Source organism: Methylopila henanensis (genome assembly GCF_042681025.1).
GTDB lineage: Bacteria > Pseudomonadota > Alphaproteobacteria > Rhizobiales > Methylopilaceae > Methylopila > Methylopila henanensis.
This window is the reverse complement of sequence record NZ_JBHUER010000003.1, coordinates 90,296-105,730: the sequence shown is the minus strand read 5'-3', so window position 1 is coordinate 105,730 and position 15,435 is coordinate 90,296. Positions and strand designations below refer to the sequence as shown.

Genomic DNA, 15,435 nt, shown 5'->3' with positions numbered 1-15,435 from the left:
GGCCGGCGCCGCTCACGGGGCGGCGCGCGGCTTCGTGAACGCGGCTCGGCTTGCCGGGCGACGGCCGAAGGGAACCTCCCACCTTCGTCGCATGACTGCTCGTCCGACGCGGGCGGGCGGTCATGCGCGACGGACACGGAGACCCGCCATGACCACGCGCCGCACCTTCCTCGCCGGAGCCGCCGCAGGCGTCGGCGTCCTCGCCGCCGGCCAGGCCGCCGCCCAAACCCTGCTGCGCCCGCTGCCGGCGAACCCTGCCCAAGCCGCCGGAGGCCGCTATCGCCCGCCCGCCCGGCTCGGCATGGGCGGCACCCAGATCTCGGGCAACTTCGTCGCCGTGGGCGACGAGCAGGCGCAGGCCACCCTGCAGGCCGCCTGGGACGCCGGCGTGCGCTACTTCGACACCTCGCCCTGGTACGGTCTCGGCCTCAGCGAGCGCCGGCTCGGGGCCTTCCTGCACGACAAACCGCGCGACAGCTTCGTGCTCTCCACCAAGGTCGGCCGGCTGCTGAAGCCGGACCAGTCCGTCGCCGGCACGAAGGTCGGCAACTGGGCCGAGGTGCCGCCGTTCCGCCATGTCTACGACTACAGCGCCGAAGGAACCCGCCGCTCGATCGAGGACAGCCTGCAGCGCATGGGGCTCGCGAGCATGGACATCGTGTTCATCCACGACCTCTCGCCGGACAACGGCGACATGAAGGAGCGGTGGACCGAGTATCTCGAGCAGGCGAAGACCGGGGCCATGCCCGAGCTGACCCGCATGAAGAACGAGGGCCTGATCAAGGCCTGGGGCCTCGGCGTCAACACGCTGGAGCCGGCGCTCGCCGCCTTCGAGGCCGCCGATCCCGACATCATCCTCTCGGCCACGCAGTACTCGCTGATCAAGCACGAGGACGCGCTCAAGCGGCTGATGCCGGTCGCCGAGAAGCGCGGCGCGTCGATCGTGGTCGGAGCGCCGCTCAACGCCGGTTTCCTCGCCGGCAAGCCGCGCTACGACTACGCCGGCAAGATTCCGGAGGGCGCGGTCGAAAAGCGCCGCAGGCTTGCGGCCATCGCCGAGAACCACGGCGCCGACCTGCGCACCATGGCGCTGCACTTCGCGGCGGCCCATCCCGCCGTCTCGGCGATCATCCCCGGCGCCCGCGACGCGACGCAGGCGGCGCAGAACGCGGCCTCCATGCGCCAGACGCTGCCGCCGGCGCTGTGGGAGGAGTTGCGCGAGGCGAAGCTGATCGCCACGGAAGCGCCGCTGCCTTCCTGAGCCCGCTTGACGCGGCGTTCACCATGCCGGGCGATGACGCCCGGTTTCGCCTGCGGCCTTAACGCCGTCGTCACGGGGCGGCGGTCAGGCTCCGCGCCGGTCAGGGCGCGCGCGGGAGGCGATAGGACAGGTGTTGAAGGCCGTTCTGGTCGCAGCCGGCGTCGTCGCCGGCGCGGCGGCCGCCGTCCCGCAGCTTCTCGACCGGCTGGCCCCGCCCGCGCCCGAACGGGCGAAGCCGGCCGCGCTCGCGCCGTCCTCCAGCCGCGAGGTGGTGCTGCGCGCCGACCGCGACGGCCATTTCCGCACGGACGCGATGATCTCCGGGCGCCGCGTGCCCATGCTGGTCGACACCGGCGCGACGGTAGTGGCGCTGTCCTACGAACAGGGCCGCACGCTCGGGCTCGTGTCCGGCGGCGACCGCTTCGACCTCATGGTCTCGACCGCGAACGGACAGGTCGGGGCGAAACGGGTGGTGCTGAGCGACGTCCGCGTCGGATCGGTCAGCGTCCCGAACGTCACGGCGGTCGTGCTCTCGCCCGGCGCAATGGACGGCAACCTGCTCGGCATGAGCTTTCTCGGCCGCCTGCGGCGCATGGAGGCGGCCCGCGACCGCCTTACCCTCGAACGCTGAGCGCCTATACTCCCCTCCGCGCGCGTGCGGCGCGTCGACATTCCCCGACACAGAGCTGGAGCGATCAAGCATGGCTGAGGTGAGCGAGTTCGCAGGCAAACTGGCCGACCCTTCGCGCCTGACGAACATTCCCCGGCTGCTGACCGAGTATTTCACCAGCCGGCCGGACATGGCCGCCGCCGCCCAGCGCGTCGCCTTCGGCACCTCCGGCCACCGCGGCACGTCGTTCGATTCGGCGTTCACCGAAACCCACATCCTGGCTATCTCGCAGGCGATCTGCCTCTACCGGGCGAAATCAGGGATCACCGGCCCGCTGTTCCTCGGCAAGGACACGCACGCTCTGTCCGAGGCCGCCTTCGCCACCGCGATCGAAGTGTTCGCCGCGAACGGCGTCGACGTGCGGATCGACGAGAAGCTCGGCTACACGCCGACCCCGGTCGTGAGCCACGCCATCCTGACCTACAACCGCGGCCGCACGTCGGGGCTCGCCGACGGCATCGCCATCACGCCGTCGCACAACCCGGCGGAAGATGGCGGGTTCAAGTACAATCCGCCGAACGGCGGTCCGGCCGACACCGACGTCACCGGCTGGATGGAGAAGACCGCGAACGCGCTGATCGAGGACGGCCTCAGGGACGTCAAGCTGATCCCGCTGCAGCGCGCGATGAAGGCGCCGAACGTCGTCCGCTACGACTTCACGACCCCTTACGTGGCCGACCTCGAGAACGTGCTCGACCTGGAGGCGATCCGCTCGGCGGGCTTGCGGATCGGCGTCGACCCGCTCGGCGGCGCCGGCCTGCCCTACTGGGCTCCGATCGCCGAGCGCTACAAGCTCGACCTGACCGTCGTGAACGAGATCGTCGACCCGACCTTCCGCTTCATGACCGCGGACTGGGACGGCAAGCTGCGCATGGACTGCTCGTCGCCCTGGGCGATGGCGCCGCTGATCGCTCTGAAGGACAAGTTCGACATCGCCTTCGCCAACGATCCGGACGCAGACCGCCACGGCATCGTCACGCGCAGCGCCGGCCTGCTCAACCCCAACCACTATCTGACGACCTCGATCGCCTATCTCTACAGGCATCGGCCCGGCTGGAAGGGGACGCCCGCCATCGGCAAGACGATCGTGTCGAGTTCGAGCGTCGACCGCGTGGCCGACCTGCTCGGCCTGAAGGTCATGGAGGTCCCCGTCGGCTTCAAATGGTTCGTCGACGGACTGCTCGCAGGAGACCTCGGCTTCGTCGGCGAGGAGAGCGCCGGCGCGAGCTTCCTGCGCCGCGACGGCGAGGTCTGGACCACGGACAAGGACGGGATCATCCCCGCCCTGCTCGCCGCCGAGATGACCGCCGTGACGGGCAAGGACCCCGGCGAGATCTACGCCGACCTGACCAGGGAGATCGGTGCGCCGGTCTACGCCCGCGTCGACGCCGCCGCGACGCCGGAGCAGAAGAGCGTGCTGAAGAAGCTCTCGGCCGACCAGATCCCCGGCGACACGCTCGCCGGCGAGCCGATCGTCGACCGCCTGACCCACGCCCCCGGCAACGGCGCGGCCTTCGGCGGCGTGAAGGTGACGACCAAGAACGGCTGGTTCGCGGCGCGGCCCTCCGGCACCGAGAACGTCTACAAGATCTATGCCGAAAGCTTCGTCGACGAGGACCATCTCAAGCGCATCCAGGCGGAGGCGAAGGAGATCGTGTCGAAGGCGCTCGCCGCCGGGGCGTGACCTGAAACCCGGCCGCGTGAAGGACGCCGCTCGCGGCGACGCGCGGACGGGGCGCCAAACAGGCGTGGATTAGCGTTCCCTGCTCGGGCATGACGTGTCGGCGGATCGCCGTGATCCGCTGAGACGTCCGAGGAGACCCGAAGCGATGGCCTACTGGCTGTTCAAGTCCGAACCCGACGCGTGGTCGTGGGAGCAGCAGAAGGCCGCCGGCCGGGACGGGACGGAATGGACGGGCGTGCGCAACTATCTCGCCCGCAACAACATGCGCGCCATGGCGATCGGCGATCTCGGCTTCTTCTACCACTCCAACGAGGGCAAGGAGATCGTCGGGATCGTCGAGGTGGCGAAGCTCGCGCATCCGGACTCCACCGCAGGCGACGACGCCCGCTGGGAATGCGTCGACATCCGCGCGGTGGAGGACATGCCCCGGCCGGTGACGCTCGCCGCCGTCAAGGCCAATCCGAAGCTCGCCAAGATGGCGCTCGTCACCTCCATGCGGCTTTCGGTGCAGCCGGTGACGGACGACGAGTGGGCCGAGGTGCGGCGCATGGGCGGGCTCGCGTCCTGAGCGAAGCGCCCGCCCGCGACCCCGCGGCCTTCGTCCGCGCCAACACGCGGGCGCGCCCGGTTCCGCACGCGCCGGAGCTCACCCTGCTCGTGGCCGACGAGGCCGTGCCGCTCTGGTCGAAGACCGAAGAGGAGCTGGAGTCGATCGGCCTGCCGCCGCCGTTCTGGGCCTTCGCCTGGGCCGGCGGGCAGGCGCTCGCCCGCCATCTGCTCAACCATCCGGACCTCGTCGCCGGACGGACGGTGCTGGACGTCGGCGCCGGCTCCGGCCTCGTGGCGATCGCGGCGATGAAGGCGGGCGCGGCCAAGGCGACCGCGGTCGACGTCGACCCGTTCGCGCTCGCGGCCGTCCGTCTTAACGCGGACGCGAACGGCGTCGAGGTGACCGTTCTGGGCGAGGACCTGATCGGCGGGCCGCATCCCGCGGCCGACGTCGTGACCGTCGGCGACCTGTTCTACGAGCGCGACCTCAGCCGGCGCCTGATCGCCTGGCTCGACGGCTTTCTCGACCGCGGCGTCCCCGTTCTGGTGGGCGATCCCGGCCGCAGCTACCTGCCGAAGGAGCGTCTCGAAGCGCTCGCCGACTACGCCGTGCCGGTGACGCGTGATCTCGAGGACGCCGAGGTGAAGCGCACGACGGTGTGGCGGCTCACGCCGGGCGGGCGCGCGCCCTGAGCCAGTCCGCGAGCGCCTCCTCGGAAAGCTCTCCCGTAGCGAGCGCAAGGAAGGTGGCGATCTTTTCAGCCGCTGGAGCCGCAGCCAAAGCTGATTCGAGAGCGGACTGGTCCCGCAGACCCGTCAGGCCGCCGTGCCGCGCGATGGACCAGTCATGGGCTTGCGAAATGACGTCGCGATCCATCCACGACGGCTCGACCGGCGCGTTCATTGCGCGAGCGCGCGCAGCACATCGTCGTCCTCGTCAAGGATACGTTTAACGATTGCAAGTTGTCGCTTCTGCTCGGAGGTCAGCCGCTCGACGGTCAGGCTTGCGTTGCTGACGTCCGACAACGTCGCCTCGTCCCCGGCCGAGAACTTCAGTCGCGCCGCGATGTGGGCGGGGGTGCGGAGCAAGAGATCGCCGTCTATCTCTTCGAAACGCACGATGCGGTCATGGGCCTTCTCCTCGCGGACCAGCCTACCACGAGCCGCAAACGCCCGCCGTCTCGCACGAAAGTACGAAGCGCGGCGCTTGAGCGCGTTCGCATCCGCACCCTACACTGGCCTCCACGAAGCCCGCCGACCGAACCACGCGGGCGCGAGGGGCCCTGGAGCGAGGCGTCATGTCCGAGAAACTGCACACTGTCCCGGCCGAGTGGGCGAAACGCGCCCATGTGGACGCCGCCAAGTACGACGCCGACTACGCCCGCTCGATCCAGGATCCGGACGGGTTCTGGGGCGAGGTGGGCAAGCGCGTCGACTGGATCACCCCCTACACCAAGGTGAAGAACGTCTCCTACGCGCCCGGGAACGTCTCGATCAAATGGTACGAGGACGGCGCGCTGAACGTGTCGGCCAACTGCGTCGACCGCCATCTCGCGACCCGCGGCGACCAGGTCGCGATCCTCTGGGAGGGCGACGACCCGAAGGACTCGAAGGCGATCACCTACCGGGAACTGCATGAGCAGGTCGGCCGCCTCGCGAACGCGCTTAAGAGCCGCGGCGTGAAGAAGGGCGACCGGGTCACGATCTACCTGCCGATGATCCCGGAAGCCGCCTACGCCATGCTCGCCTGCGCCCGCATCGGCGCGGTGCATTCGATCGTGTTCGGCGGCTTCTCGCCGGACAGCCTCGCCGGCCGCATCGAGGGCTGCGAGTCGAAGGTCGTGATCACCGCCGACGAGGGCCTGCGCGGCGGCCGCAAGGTGCCGCTGAAGGCCAACACCGACGCCGCCATCGCCAAGGCAGGCGGCGTCGACACCGTCTTCGTCGTCACCCGCACCGGAGCCGACGTCGCCTGGACCGAGGGCCGCGACGTCCGCTACGAGGACGCGGTCGCGGAGGCCTCGCCCGACTGCGAGCCCGAGGCCATGAACGCGGAGGACCCGCTGTTCATCCTCTACACCTCCGGCTCCACGGGCAAGCCGAAGGGCGTGCTGCACACCACCGGCGGCTACCTCGTCTACGCCTCGTACACCCACCAGCTCATCTTCGACTACCACGACGGCGACATCTACTGGTGCACCGCGGACGTGGGCTGGGTGACGGGCCACTCCTACATCGTCTACGGCCCGCTCGCGAACGGCGCCACCACGCTGATGTTCGAGGGCGTGCCGAACTATCCGTCGTCCTCCCGCTTCTGGGAGGTGGTCGACAAGCACAAGGTCAACATCTTCTACACCGCGCCGACCGCGATCCGCGCCCTGATGAGCGGCGGCGAGGAGGCGGTGAAGAAGACCTCGCGCGAAAGCCTGCGCCTGCTGGGATCGGTCGGCGAGCCGATCAATCCGGAGGCGTGGGAATGGTACTACCGCGTCGTCGGCGACAGCCGCTGCCCGATCGTCGACACCTGGTGGCAGACCGAGACCGGCGGCATCCTGATCACCCCGCTGCCCGGCGCGACCGACCTGAAGCCGGGCTCCGCCACCAAGCCGTTCTTCGGCGTCCGGCCGGAGCTGGTCGACGCGGAGGGCAAGGTTCTCGAGGGCGCGGCGGAGGGCAATCTGGTGATCGCCGACTCGTGGCCGGGCCAGATGCGCACCGTCTATGGCGACCACAAGCGCTTCGAGGAGACCTACTTCTCGACCTACCCGAACAAGTACTTCACCGGCGACGGCTGCCGGCGCGACGCCGACGGCTACTACTGGATCACCGGCCGCGTCGACGACGTCATCAACGTCTCCGGCCACCGCATGGGCACGGCAGAAGTGGAAAGCTCGCTGGTGGCGCATGAGAAGGTGTCGGAGGCCGCCGTCGTGGGCTACCCGCACGACATCAAGGGCCAGGGCATCTACGCCTATGTCACGCTGATGTCGGGCGTCGAGGGCGACGACGCGCTGCGCAAGGAGCTGATCGCCTGGGTGCGCAAGGACATCGGCCCGATCGCCGCGCCGGACCTGATCCAGTTCGCGCCCGGTCTGCCCAAGACCAGGTCCGGCAAGATCATGCGCCGCATCCTGCGCAAGATCGCCGAGGACGAGTTCGGCGCGCTCGGCGACACCTCGACGCTGGCCGACCCCGGCGTGGTCGACGACCTGATCGATCACCGCCAGAACAAGAAGAAGGACGCCGCGGCCTGATCGGACCCTTCCCACGTCCTCCGGCTCCGGCCGGAGGACGTGGGAAGGTCAAAGACCGGCCTTTGGGGGGCCGCCGTCCCTGACGGATTGGTCGTCGCCGTGTTCCGTGGCCCGACGGCCTGATCCGAGGCGATCAGGCCGAGGAGCCCCTCAGAGCCCGCGCTTCACCCAGCCGTCGGTCATGGCGACGCCATGGTCGAGGTCCGCGGGGAAGTCGAGTTCGCCCCATTCGAGACCCTGGATCGAGCGCACGCCCACATTGCCGTGGTAGCGCGCGATGCCGTCGATCGCCGACAGGTACCAGCGCTTCAGGCCGTCCTCGTTGCGCAGCAGGCGCTCGATCTCGGTCACGAAGGAGCGTCCGCCCTCGCGCGTGAAGCGCAGGAAGCCAATCGACTCGCCCGTCACCATGTCGAGCGGCAGCGTCTTGCCGATCGCGAGCAGGCGGTCGCCTTCCGCGCGCACCTTCATGTCGTCGGTGTCGTAGTCGTCCTTGATGTCGATCGTGACCGTGATCGGCGCCGTCGCCGGGCTTTCGAGCACGCGGGCGGCGATCTCGGGCGCGATCAGCGTGTCGCCGTTCAGGATCAGGAACTCGTCGGCCATCTCGTGGCGCGCGATCCAGCAGCTCGCGAGGTTGTCGGCGAGCTCGAAGAACGGGTTGTGCGAAGTCCTGAGCCGAGCGCCGGGCAGGTCGATCTCGTCCAGCGCGGCGGCGACCTTGTCGGCCTCGAAGCCGGTCACGACGACGACGTCCATCACGCCCGCCGCGTGCAGCGCGCGCACCTGCCATTCGAGCAGGCTGCGCCCCGAAAACGGGATCAGGCACTTCGGCGTCTCGGCGGTCAGGGGCAGCAGCCGCCGCCCCTGCCCCGCGCTCAGGATGATGGCTTTCACGCGCCGTCCCTTTCGACGATTTCGGTCTTCTCGATCGCGATGCCGAAGCCGGCGAGGCCGACGAACTGGCGCTCATGGCCGGCGAGCAGCGAGATCTTGCGGACGCCGAGGTCGCGCAGGATCTGCGCGCCGACGCCGATCTCCCGCCATCGCGCCCGGCGCTGGCGGGCGGAAAGGTGTTTTTCGTCGGACGGGTCGGCCGCGCTCTGCCCGTCCGATCCGGCCTGGACGTCAGCGGCGTCGCGCAGCACGGCCGGGTCGCGGATCAGCACGAACACGCCGCGCCGGGTCTCGCCGAAGCGCGCCAGCGCGTTGTCGAGCCACCCCTTGGAGGTGGCCGGGCCGCGCAGCAGGTCCGAGAGCAGGTGCTCGCGATGGATGCGGCAGGGCGCGGGCGCCTCGCCCTTCACGTCGCCGACGGTGATGGCGAGATGCTGGGTCTGCTCGAACGGCGTCTCGTAGATCGAGACCACGGCGTCGAGGCCGTTGATGCGGCGCTCGAAGCTGTCGACGCGGCGCACGAAGGTCTCGCGGCGCGAGCGGTGGTCGATCAGGTCCTCGATCGAGATGATCTTCAGCCCGTGCTCGCGCGCGAACGGCACCAGCTCGGGCAGGCGCTTGACCGTGCCGTCGTCGTTGACGATCTCGGCCAGCACGCCGACGCCGGGAAGGCCGGCGAGGACCGCGAGGTCGACGCCCGCCTCGGTGTGGCCGGAGCGGGTCAGCACGCCGCCCTCGCGCGCGATCAGCGGGAACACGTGGCCCGGCCGCAGGAAGTCGCCGCCGACCGCGTTGTCGCTGGCGAGGCCGCGCACCGTGTTGGCGCGCTCCTCGGCGGAGATGCCGGTGGTCAGCCCGATCTTGTAGTCGACTGACACCGTGAAGGCGGTGCGCATGGGGTCGCGGTTGTTCGCGACCATAGGGGCGAGGTTGAGCTCGTCCGCCCGGTCGGCCGACATCGGAGCGCAGATGATGCCGCTCGTGTGCCGGATCATGAAGGCGAGCTTCTCCGGGGTCGCCTTGGAGGCGGCCATGATCAGGTCGCCCTCGTTCTCCCGGTCGGTGTCGTCCACGACGACCACGAGCTCGCCGGCGGCGATGGCCGCGATCGCGTCGTCGATGCTGTCGAGTTCCATTCCGTCACGCCCTGCTGCGGCACATGCGCCGGCCGCGCCCGCGCGGGGGTCGAATGCACCTTGGGCGGCGAGCGGGTCAAGTCCGAGGCGTCAGCTCACGCAGCTTTCGAGCGCGGAACGCAGCGTCCCGCTGTCGAACGGCTTGGTCACGACCCGCACCGGACCGCCGTCCACGAGCTCGGGCCGCGGGGTGAAATCGCCGAGGCCGGTGGAGAACACGATCGGCACGCCGGGGCGCTCGCGGCGGAACCAGTCGGCCAGATCCTCGCCGTCCATGTCGGGCAGGCCGAGATCGGAGAGGATCAGGTCGACGCGAGGCCCTTCGCGGAACAGGCGCTGGGCGTCGGCCGCGTTGCGCGCCTCGCTGACGCCGTAGCCGAAGCTGCCGAGCAGGTCGACGAGGCTCATGGCGATCAGCGGCTCGTCCTCGACCAGCAGCACCCGCCGGGGCGCGGCCGGCTCCGCGGCGCCGTCCGGGGCCGGGGCCTCGTCGAGCAGCCGGCGCAGCCGGAGCGACAGCTCCTCCTTGCGGTAGGGCTTTTCGATCAGCTGCACGTCGGCGTCGATCCGCCCCTGATGGACGATGACGTCCTCGGCGTAGCCCGACATGAACAGCACCTTGAGCCGCGGCCGCGCGGCCCGGGCGGCGCGGGCGAGTTCGGGCGGGCTCGGGCTGCCGGGCATCACCACGTCGGACAGCAGGGCGTCGAACGGCGCGGCGCTTTCGAGCAGGGCCGCCGCCTCGACGGTCGTGGCCGCGGTCATGACCTCGTAGCCGAGAGCCAGCAGGAGGTCGCCGACTGCGCGGCGCACCGCGGCGTCGTCCTCGATCACCAGAATGCGCTCGCCGCGGCCCCGCACGTCGAACGGGGCCGGCTCCTCCGCCTCGACCGGCCGCGTGTCGCTGCCGGGCAGCGACAGCTTCACGGACGTGCCGACGCCGATCGCGCTCTCGATGTCCATGCGGCCGTGCGACTGCTCGATGAAGCCCTGCACCTGCGGCAGGCCGAGCCCGGTTCCGCGGCCTTCCGGCTTGGTGGAGAAGAACGGCTCGAACACCCGCGCCAGCACCGCCGGCGCCATCCCGTGGCCGGAATCGGAGACGGACAGGTCGATCCAGCGCGCCGCGGGATCGTCGCCGTCGAGCCGGTTGCGGACCTCGATGGTGAGCTTGCCGCCCTCCGGCATGGCGTCGCGGGCGTTGATCGCGAGGTTGAGCACCGCGTTCTCGAGCTGGGTCGGATCGACAAGCGCGGTCCAGGCCGGCTCGTCGCCGGCGATCTCCACCTGGACGGTCTCGCCGAGCGTGCGCTGGAGCAGCTCCGACATGGCGGCGATGAGCGCGTAGACCGCGACGGATTTGGGCGCGAGCGGCTGCCGGCGCGAAAAGGCGAGCAGCTGGCGCGTCAGCTTGGCGCCGCGGGCGGCGCCCTCCATCGCGCCCCGAAGCCGGGCGTCGACGGTCGGCGGAAGGCCGGACGCGCCTGAGGCCGCGAGTTCGAGCGCGAGCAGGTCCAGATTGCCCTTCACCACCTGCAGCAGATTGTTGAAGTCGTGCGCGACGCCGCCGGTGAGCTGGCCGATCACCTCCATCTTCTGGGCCTGGCGCAGCTGCTGCTCGGCGCGGCGGCTCTCCGTCAGGTCGCGCGCGGCGCCGACCACGCGGGTCGGAAGCCCCGCGATCGTCACCGGCGTCAGCGTCACCTCGAACACGCGCTCGCCGCCCGGCAGCGCGACGGTCTCCTCGTAGCGCAGCGGCTTTGAGGAGGCGAGGCATCCGGCGATCTGAGCGGTGAGGCGTTCGGCGGCCTCGCCGGGCATGACGTCGCGGAGGGCCATGCCGCGCACGTCGCGGCCGCGCAGCGGCAGCGAGCGCATGATGACGCGGTTGACCGTCTCGACCACGATGCCGTCTTCGGGCCCGATCGAGACCACGAACACGCCGTCCGGGGTGTTGTCGATGTAGGCGGCGTAGACGGCGTCCACGCCGCGCCGGGCGGCGTCGACCCCGCGCCGCTCCTCGAGCGTCGCGGCGAGCTGCAGGTTGGCGTCGCGAAGCCGCGCCGCCGTTTCATCCAGCTCCCGGCGCAGCCGCTCGATCTCGGCGCGATCGGACGACGTTTCGGACAGCCCCAAAGACACCAGCGGCGTTACCCTGCTCATCGACCCGGCGGCCCTGACCGCGCCGCGGCGAAGACCCCCGGCGGCGCTGGGCGACCGTAGCACAAAATTTCGCGGGGAAAGGGGTCACGGCCCCGCCTGCCGACGCAGGGCTGGTCACTCCGGCGTCGGCGCGCGGGGCTCCGCGGTCAAGCCTTCTCGAGTTCGGAGTGCGACTTCAGCGCCTTCGCGCCGTCGTCCTGAACCACGAGATAGGCGGGATTGGCCTCGGTCGCCCTGCGGGTGATCTTCGCGCCCTTGATGGTGCGCTGGACCCGTTTCCGGAACACGTCGGCCACCTTTCCCGTCGCCTCGCCGCGCCCCCAGGACCACGACACCTTCGCGCCGACAGCGTAAGCCTTCGTCATCGCCTGCTCCTCCGCACGCCTTCGCGAGGCTCAACGCGACCGCCCCACGCGCGTTCCCGACAGGTCTTCTGGCGATCGCGCTCGGGCTCTATGGTGGGGGCGCCGACATCACCCCACGGAGCGACATGGCCTCCCAAACCACGATCGACCTGCTCGGGCGGCTGCTCGCCTTCGACACCACCAGCCGCAACTCGAACCTCGCGCTGATCGCGGACGTCGAGGCCTATCTCGACGGGCTCGGCGTGCCGCACGAGCGCGTGACCGACGCCGGCGGGGAGAAGGCGAACCTCTACGCCACGATCGGCCCCGCCGACCGGCCGGGGATCGTGCTGTCCGGCCACACCGACGTGGTGCCGGTCGACGGCCAGCCCTGGTCGAGCGATCCGTTCGCGCTCCTGCGCCGCGACGGGCGGATCTACGGCCGCGGCGCGTGCGACATGAAGGGCTTTCTCGCGGTCTGCCTCGCGCTCGCGCCCGAGATGGCGAAGGCCGACCTCAAGATCCCGATCCACTTCGCCTTCTCCTACGACGAGGAGGTCGGCTGCCTCGGCGTGCGCGGCCTGCTCGCCGCGCTGGCGGCGCGGCCGGTGAAGCCGCTCGGCTGCATCGTCGGCGAGCCGACCGACATGCAGGTGGTCATCGGCCACAAGGCCAAGCGCTCGCTGATCGGCGTAGCGCGCGGCACAAGCGGGCACTCGTCGCGGGCGCCGGAGTTCGTCAACGCGGTCGAGCACGCCGCGCGGCTGGTCACGGCCGTGACGGAGATCGGCGGGCGGCTCGCGTCCTCCGGCGGCCGCGACGAGCTCTACGACGTGCCGTTCAGCACCGCCCATGTCGGCGTGTTCCACGGCGGGACCGCGCTCAACATCGTGCCCGACGAGGCGACGCTGGAGTTCGAGTTCCGCGTGCTGCCGGAGGAGGACGCGGACGCGCTGGTCGAGGAGGTCCGCGGCGTCGCGGCCGGGATCGAGGCGGAGATGAAGGCGCGCGATCCCCAGGCCTCGTTGGACGTCCGGATCAAGTCGGAGTTTCCGGGGCTTTCGACGGATCCGTCCGCCGACATCGTGACGCTCGCAAAGCGGCTCGCCGGCCGCAACGACCACGCCAAGGTCGCCTACGGCACCGAGGCCGGCCTGTTTGTGGAGATGGCGGGAATCCCGACCGTGATCTGCGGCCCTGGCTCGATCGGCGAGGCGCACAAGCCGGACGAGTTCGTGACCGAGGCGCAGCTCGCCGCCTGCGAGGCCTTCGTCCGGCGGCTGATCGCGCACTGCTCGGCGTGAGCCGCCGACGTCAGCCCGACGCCGCGCCGCCGGCGATAACGGCGTCCCACCCCGCCATGGCGACCTCCGCGATGCGCTCGAGGTCGCCGGGCGAGGCGCCGTCCCGCGCCTGGATCGACATGCCCTGCTGCACGGCGACGTAGAAGGCGGCGACCGCCTCCGCGTCGGCGTCGGCCGGAATCTCGCCGTCCTGCTGCCCGCGGCGCAGGCGCTCGGCCAGCCGCGCGCAGCCGGCGGCGCGCCGCTCGCGCAAGCCCCGGCAGGTCGCCTCGCTCGCCCCGACGGCGTTGACCGCCGAGAAGGTGACCATGCAGCCCGCCGGGTGGCCGCCCCCAGCGAGGGAGGCGGCGCTCCGGCGCAGGAACGCCGACACCGCCTCGCGCGCCGTCGCGGCCGTGTCGACCGCCGCCGCGAGAGGCGCGCCCGCCGTGCGTTCGAAGAGAGAAACAGCCTCCCCGAACAGCGCGTCCTTCGAGCCGAAGGCGGCGTAGAGGCTCGGCGCGCCGATGCCCATCGCCGCGGTCAGGTCGGCGATCGACGTCGCCTCATAGCCCTTCGCCCAGAATTCGCGCATCGCCGCCGCGAGCGCCACGTCGCGGTCGAAGCTTCGCGGGCGTCCACGCTCCGCCATGGTCGAGACCGGCTCCTGTGTTTTTGTTACGATCGATATATAATTCTCTTGACGCGCTGCGGCAACGCTCATATTTCCGTATCGATCAATACAGAAATGGAGGCGGCGATGTCCGCGCAGGTTCAGAACGGCCGGCTCGCCGGCAAGAAGGCTCTCGTCACCGGCGCAAGCCGCGGCATCGGCGCCGCGATCGCGAAGCGCCTCGCGGCAGAGGGCGCGGACGTCGTCATCACCTACGAGCGTTCCGCCGAGAAGGCGGAGGCGGTCGCCGCGGAGATCCGGGCGCTCGGGCGCAAGGGCGTCGCGATCCAGGCCGACGCGGCGGACGTCGCGGCCACGCAGGCGGCGGTCGAGAAGACGGTCGCCGAACTCGGCGGGCTCGACATTCTGGTCAACAACGCCGGCATCGCGCGCGGCGGCCCGATCGGCGACATGACGCTGGAGGACATCCGGGCGACCCTCGACGTCAACGTGCTCTCGGTGATCGTCGCGTCGCAGGCGGCCGCGAAGCATCTGCCGGACGGCGGCCGGATCATCTCGATCGGCTCCTGCCTCGGCGAGCAGGTCGGCTTCGCCGGCATCGCGGTCTATTCCGCCAGCAAGGCCGCTCTGGTCGGCCTGACCAAGGGCCTCGCCCGTGATCTCGGGGCCCGCAAGATCACGGTCAACGTGGTGCAGCCCGGTCCCGTCAACACCGACATGAACCCTCAGGACGGCGATCAGGCCCCCGCCATGCTCGCCGGCATGGCGATCAAGAGCTACGGACAGCCCGACGACATCGCCGGCGCGGTGGCCTGGCTGGCGAGCGCCGAAGGGCGATACGTGACCGGCGCGCGCATCACGCTCGACGGCGGCGTGAACGCCTGAGCGCCGTCCCCGGAACGCGATCGGCCCGGACGGCGTCGCGCCGTCCGGGCCGATCGGAGCGCGGGATGGGCGGCTTCAGAACCCGAAGGCGGCCTCGAGCGGCCCCTTGGGCAGCGGCACCAGGAACCAGACCTCGAACATCAGGAAGCTGATGAAGGACACGCCGAAAGCGACGGCCAGCGCCTTCCAGATCGGGAACCGGCCGACGAAGACCATGAAAGCGGCGATGTAGATCGCCGACGACACGTAAATCCCGATCCAGCCGATCGCGAACACGAACACGACCGCCGGCACGAAGATCGCGCACATGCGCAGGAAGCCGGGCTTGCTGGTCATGACGCCCGCCTCCTCGCCCTCGGGCTTCGGCAGCGCGCGGGCGAGGTTGACGAGGCTCGCGATCCCCATCACGACGGCGATGTAGAACGGGAAGTAGCCGGGCGCCGGCCCCTCGTTCGGCAGCCACGCGAAGCCGAGGCGGTGGCTGTCGACGATGACGATCGCGCTCGCGAGCAGGAACAGCAGCGCGACGGCGATGTCGGCGGCCCGCAGGCTCACGAGCGGCTTTTCGGCCTCGACGTTGTGGATCTGGTCCGGATCGATCGCGCTCATCTCTGACTTCCGCCCCCTGTCATCGTCCGTTGCGCCCCCCGCCCGCGCGGCGAGGGGCCGTTCTCG

General features: G+C 70.6%; 16 protein-coding genes. 8 read left to right on the top strand and 8 right to left on the bottom strand.

The annotated features are described in order from the left end of the window. Positions 1-148: 148 nt before the first annotated feature. The 5 genes from ACFSCV_RS05140 (at position 149) to ACFSCV_RS05120 (ending at position 4,857) form a co-directional block, all read left to right on the top strand. On the top strand, positions 149-1,261 hold the full coding sequence (locus ACFSCV_RS05140) for an aldo/keto reductase (protein WP_378797648.1): 1,113 nt from the start codon (positions 149-151) through the stop codon (positions 1,259-1,261). Positions 1,262-1,391: 130 nt separating this feature from the next. Further along, positions 1,392-1,892: a retropepsin-like aspartic protease family protein gene (locus ACFSCV_RS05135; protein WP_378797646.1), complete on the top strand. Its 501-nt coding sequence runs from the start codon at positions 1,392-1,394 to the stop codon at positions 1,890-1,892. Between the two features lie 70 nt (positions 1,893-1,962). Next, a complete protein-coding gene (pgm, locus tag ACFSCV_RS05130; protein ID WP_378797644.1) occupies positions 1,963-3,615 on the top strand; it encodes a phosphoglucomutase (alpha-D-glucose-1,6-bisphosphate-dependent) in 1,653 nt (550 codons plus the stop codon). Positions 3,616-3,760: 145 nt separating this feature from the next. Next, positions 3,761-4,183: an EVE domain-containing protein gene (locus ACFSCV_RS05125; protein ID WP_378797642.1), complete on the top strand. Its 423-nt coding sequence runs from the start codon at positions 3,761-3,763 to the stop codon at positions 4,181-4,183. Next, positions 4,144-4,857, top strand: a complete 714-nt coding sequence (locus tag ACFSCV_RS05120) for a class I SAM-dependent methyltransferase (RefSeq protein WP_378797640.1) — start codon at positions 4,144-4,146, stop codon at positions 4,855-4,857. The genes ACFSCV_RS05125 and ACFSCV_RS05120 overlap by 40 nt, the downstream gene beginning before the upstream one ends. Here ACFSCV_RS05120 and ACFSCV_RS05115 read toward each other — a convergent pair. Next, positions 4,832-5,041, bottom strand: a complete 210-nt coding sequence (locus ACFSCV_RS05115) for a hypothetical protein (RefSeq protein ID WP_378797638.1) — start codon at positions 5,039-5,041, stop codon at positions 4,832-4,834. The two genes, ACFSCV_RS05120 and ACFSCV_RS05115, sit on opposite strands and share 26 nt — an antisense overlap. 23 nt (positions 5,042-5,064) lie before the next feature. Next, positions 5,065-5,283: a hypothetical protein gene (locus ACFSCV_RS05110; protein WP_378797636.1), complete on the bottom strand. Its 219-nt coding sequence runs from the start codon at positions 5,281-5,283 to the stop codon at positions 5,065-5,067. A gap of 179 nt (positions 5,284-5,462) precedes the next feature. Here ACFSCV_RS05110 and acs point away from each other — a divergent pair, with 179 nt between their 5' ends. Continuing rightward, positions 5,463-7,418 carry an acetate--CoA ligase gene (gene acs, locus ACFSCV_RS05105; protein ID WP_378797634.1) on the top strand — a complete coding sequence of 652 codons (1,956 nt, stop codon included), beginning with the start codon at positions 5,463-5,465 and terminating at the stop codon, positions 7,416-7,418. A 150-nt stretch (positions 7,419-7,568) separates the two neighbouring features. Here the strand turns inward: acs and ACFSCV_RS05100 are convergent, their stop codons facing one another. From ACFSCV_RS05100 to ACFSCV_RS05085, 4 genes are all read right to left on the bottom strand, one after another. Beyond that, on the bottom strand, positions 7,569-8,315 hold the full coding sequence (locus ACFSCV_RS05100; protein WP_378797632.1) for a phosphocholine cytidylyltransferase family protein: 747 nt from the start codon (positions 8,313-8,315) through the stop codon (positions 7,569-7,571). Beyond that, a complete protein-coding gene (gene ribB / locus ACFSCV_RS05095) occupies positions 8,312-9,451 on the bottom strand; it encodes a 3,4-dihydroxy-2-butanone-4-phosphate synthase (RefSeq protein WP_378797630.1) in 1,140 nt (379 codons plus the stop codon). The genes ACFSCV_RS05100 and ribB overlap by 4 nt, the downstream gene beginning before the upstream one ends. A gap of 90 nt (positions 9,452-9,541) precedes the next feature. Beyond that, the gene (locus ACFSCV_RS05090) at positions 9,542-11,614 is read right to left on the bottom strand and encodes a response regulator (protein ID WP_378797628.1); all 2,073 of its coding nucleotides are present in this window, start codon (positions 11,612-11,614) and stop codon (positions 9,542-9,544) included. A 146-nt stretch (positions 11,615-11,760) separates the two neighbouring features. Then, on the bottom strand, positions 11,761-11,979 hold the full coding sequence (locus tag ACFSCV_RS05085; RefSeq protein WP_378797626.1) for a hypervirulence associated TUDOR domain-containing protein: 219 nt from the start codon (positions 11,977-11,979) through the stop codon (positions 11,761-11,763). Positions 11,980-12,104: 125 nt separating this feature from the next. Between ACFSCV_RS05085 and argE the strand changes: the two genes are divergently transcribed. Beyond that, positions 12,105-13,262 (top strand): acetylornithine deacetylase, encoded by a 1,158-nt coding sequence (gene argE, locus ACFSCV_RS05080; RefSeq protein WP_378797624.1) that lies wholly within the window; start codon positions 12,105-12,107, stop codon positions 13,260-13,262. A gap of 10 nt (positions 13,263-13,272) precedes the next feature. Here argE and ACFSCV_RS05075 read toward each other — a convergent pair whose 3' ends face one another. Continuing rightward, complete coding sequence (locus tag ACFSCV_RS05075; RefSeq protein ID WP_378797622.1) at positions 13,273-13,893, bottom strand: TetR/AcrR family transcriptional regulator; 621 nt, start codon at positions 13,891-13,893, stop codon at positions 13,273-13,275. A 108-nt stretch (positions 13,894-14,001) separates the two neighbouring features. Here ACFSCV_RS05075 and ACFSCV_RS05070 point away from each other — a divergent pair, with 108 nt between their 5' ends. Further along, positions 14,002-14,760 (top strand): SDR family oxidoreductase, encoded by a 759-nt coding sequence (locus ACFSCV_RS05070; RefSeq protein ID WP_378797620.1) that lies wholly within the window; start codon positions 14,002-14,004, stop codon positions 14,758-14,760. A gap of 75 nt (positions 14,761-14,835) precedes the next feature. On the opposite strand, the gene ACFSCV_RS05065 is transcribed toward ACFSCV_RS05070, so the two are convergent. Beyond that, positions 14,836-15,369 (bottom strand): tripartite tricarboxylate transporter TctB family protein, encoded by a 534-nt coding sequence (locus tag ACFSCV_RS05065; RefSeq protein ID WP_378797619.1) that lies wholly within the window; start codon positions 15,367-15,369, stop codon positions 14,836-14,838. Between the last annotated feature and the right edge of the window lie 66 nt (positions 15,370-15,435).

Coding starts and splice junctions, on each gene's coding strand:
- ACFSCV_RS05140 (WP_378797648.1), top strand. CDS start 149: ATGACCACGCGCCGCACCTTCCTCGCCGGAGCCGCCGCAGGCGTCGGC.
- pgm (WP_378797644.1), top strand. CDS start 1,963: ATGGCTGAGGTGAGCGAGTTCGCAGGCAAACTGGCCGACCCTTCGCGC.
- ACFSCV_RS05125 (WP_378797642.1), top strand. CDS start 3,761: ATGGCCTACTGGCTGTTCAAGTCCGAACCCGACGCGTGGTCGTGGGAG.
- ACFSCV_RS05115 (WP_378797638.1), bottom strand. CDS start 5,041: ATGGATCGCGACGTCATTTCGCAAGCCCATGACTGGTCCATCGCGCGG.
- acs (WP_378797634.1), top strand. CDS start 5,463: ATGTCCGAGAAACTGCACACTGTCCCGGCCGAGTGGGCGAAACGCGCC.
- ribB (WP_378797630.1), bottom strand. CDS start 9,451: ATGGAACTCGACAGCATCGACGACGCGATCGCGGCCATCGCCGCCGGC.
- ACFSCV_RS05090 (WP_378797628.1), bottom strand. CDS start 11,614: ATGAGCAGGGTAACGCCGCTGGTGTCTTTGGGGCTGTCCGAAACGTCG.
- ACFSCV_RS05085 (WP_378797626.1), bottom strand. CDS start 11,979: ATGACGAAGGCTTACGCTGTCGGCGCGAAGGTGTCGTGGTCCTGGGGG.
- argE (WP_378797624.1), top strand. CDS start 12,105: ATGGCCTCCCAAACCACGATCGACCTGCTCGGGCGGCTGCTCGCCTTC.
- ACFSCV_RS05075 (WP_378797622.1), bottom strand. CDS start 13,893: ATGGCGGAGCGTGGACGCCCGCGAAGCTTCGACCGCGACGTGGCGCTC.
- ACFSCV_RS05070 (WP_378797620.1), top strand. CDS start 14,002: ATGTCCGCGCAGGTTCAGAACGGCCGGCTCGCCGGCAAGAAGGCTCTC.
- ACFSCV_RS05065 (WP_378797619.1), bottom strand. CDS start 15,369: ATGAGCGCGATCGATCCGGACCAGATCCACAACGTCGAGGCCGAAAAG.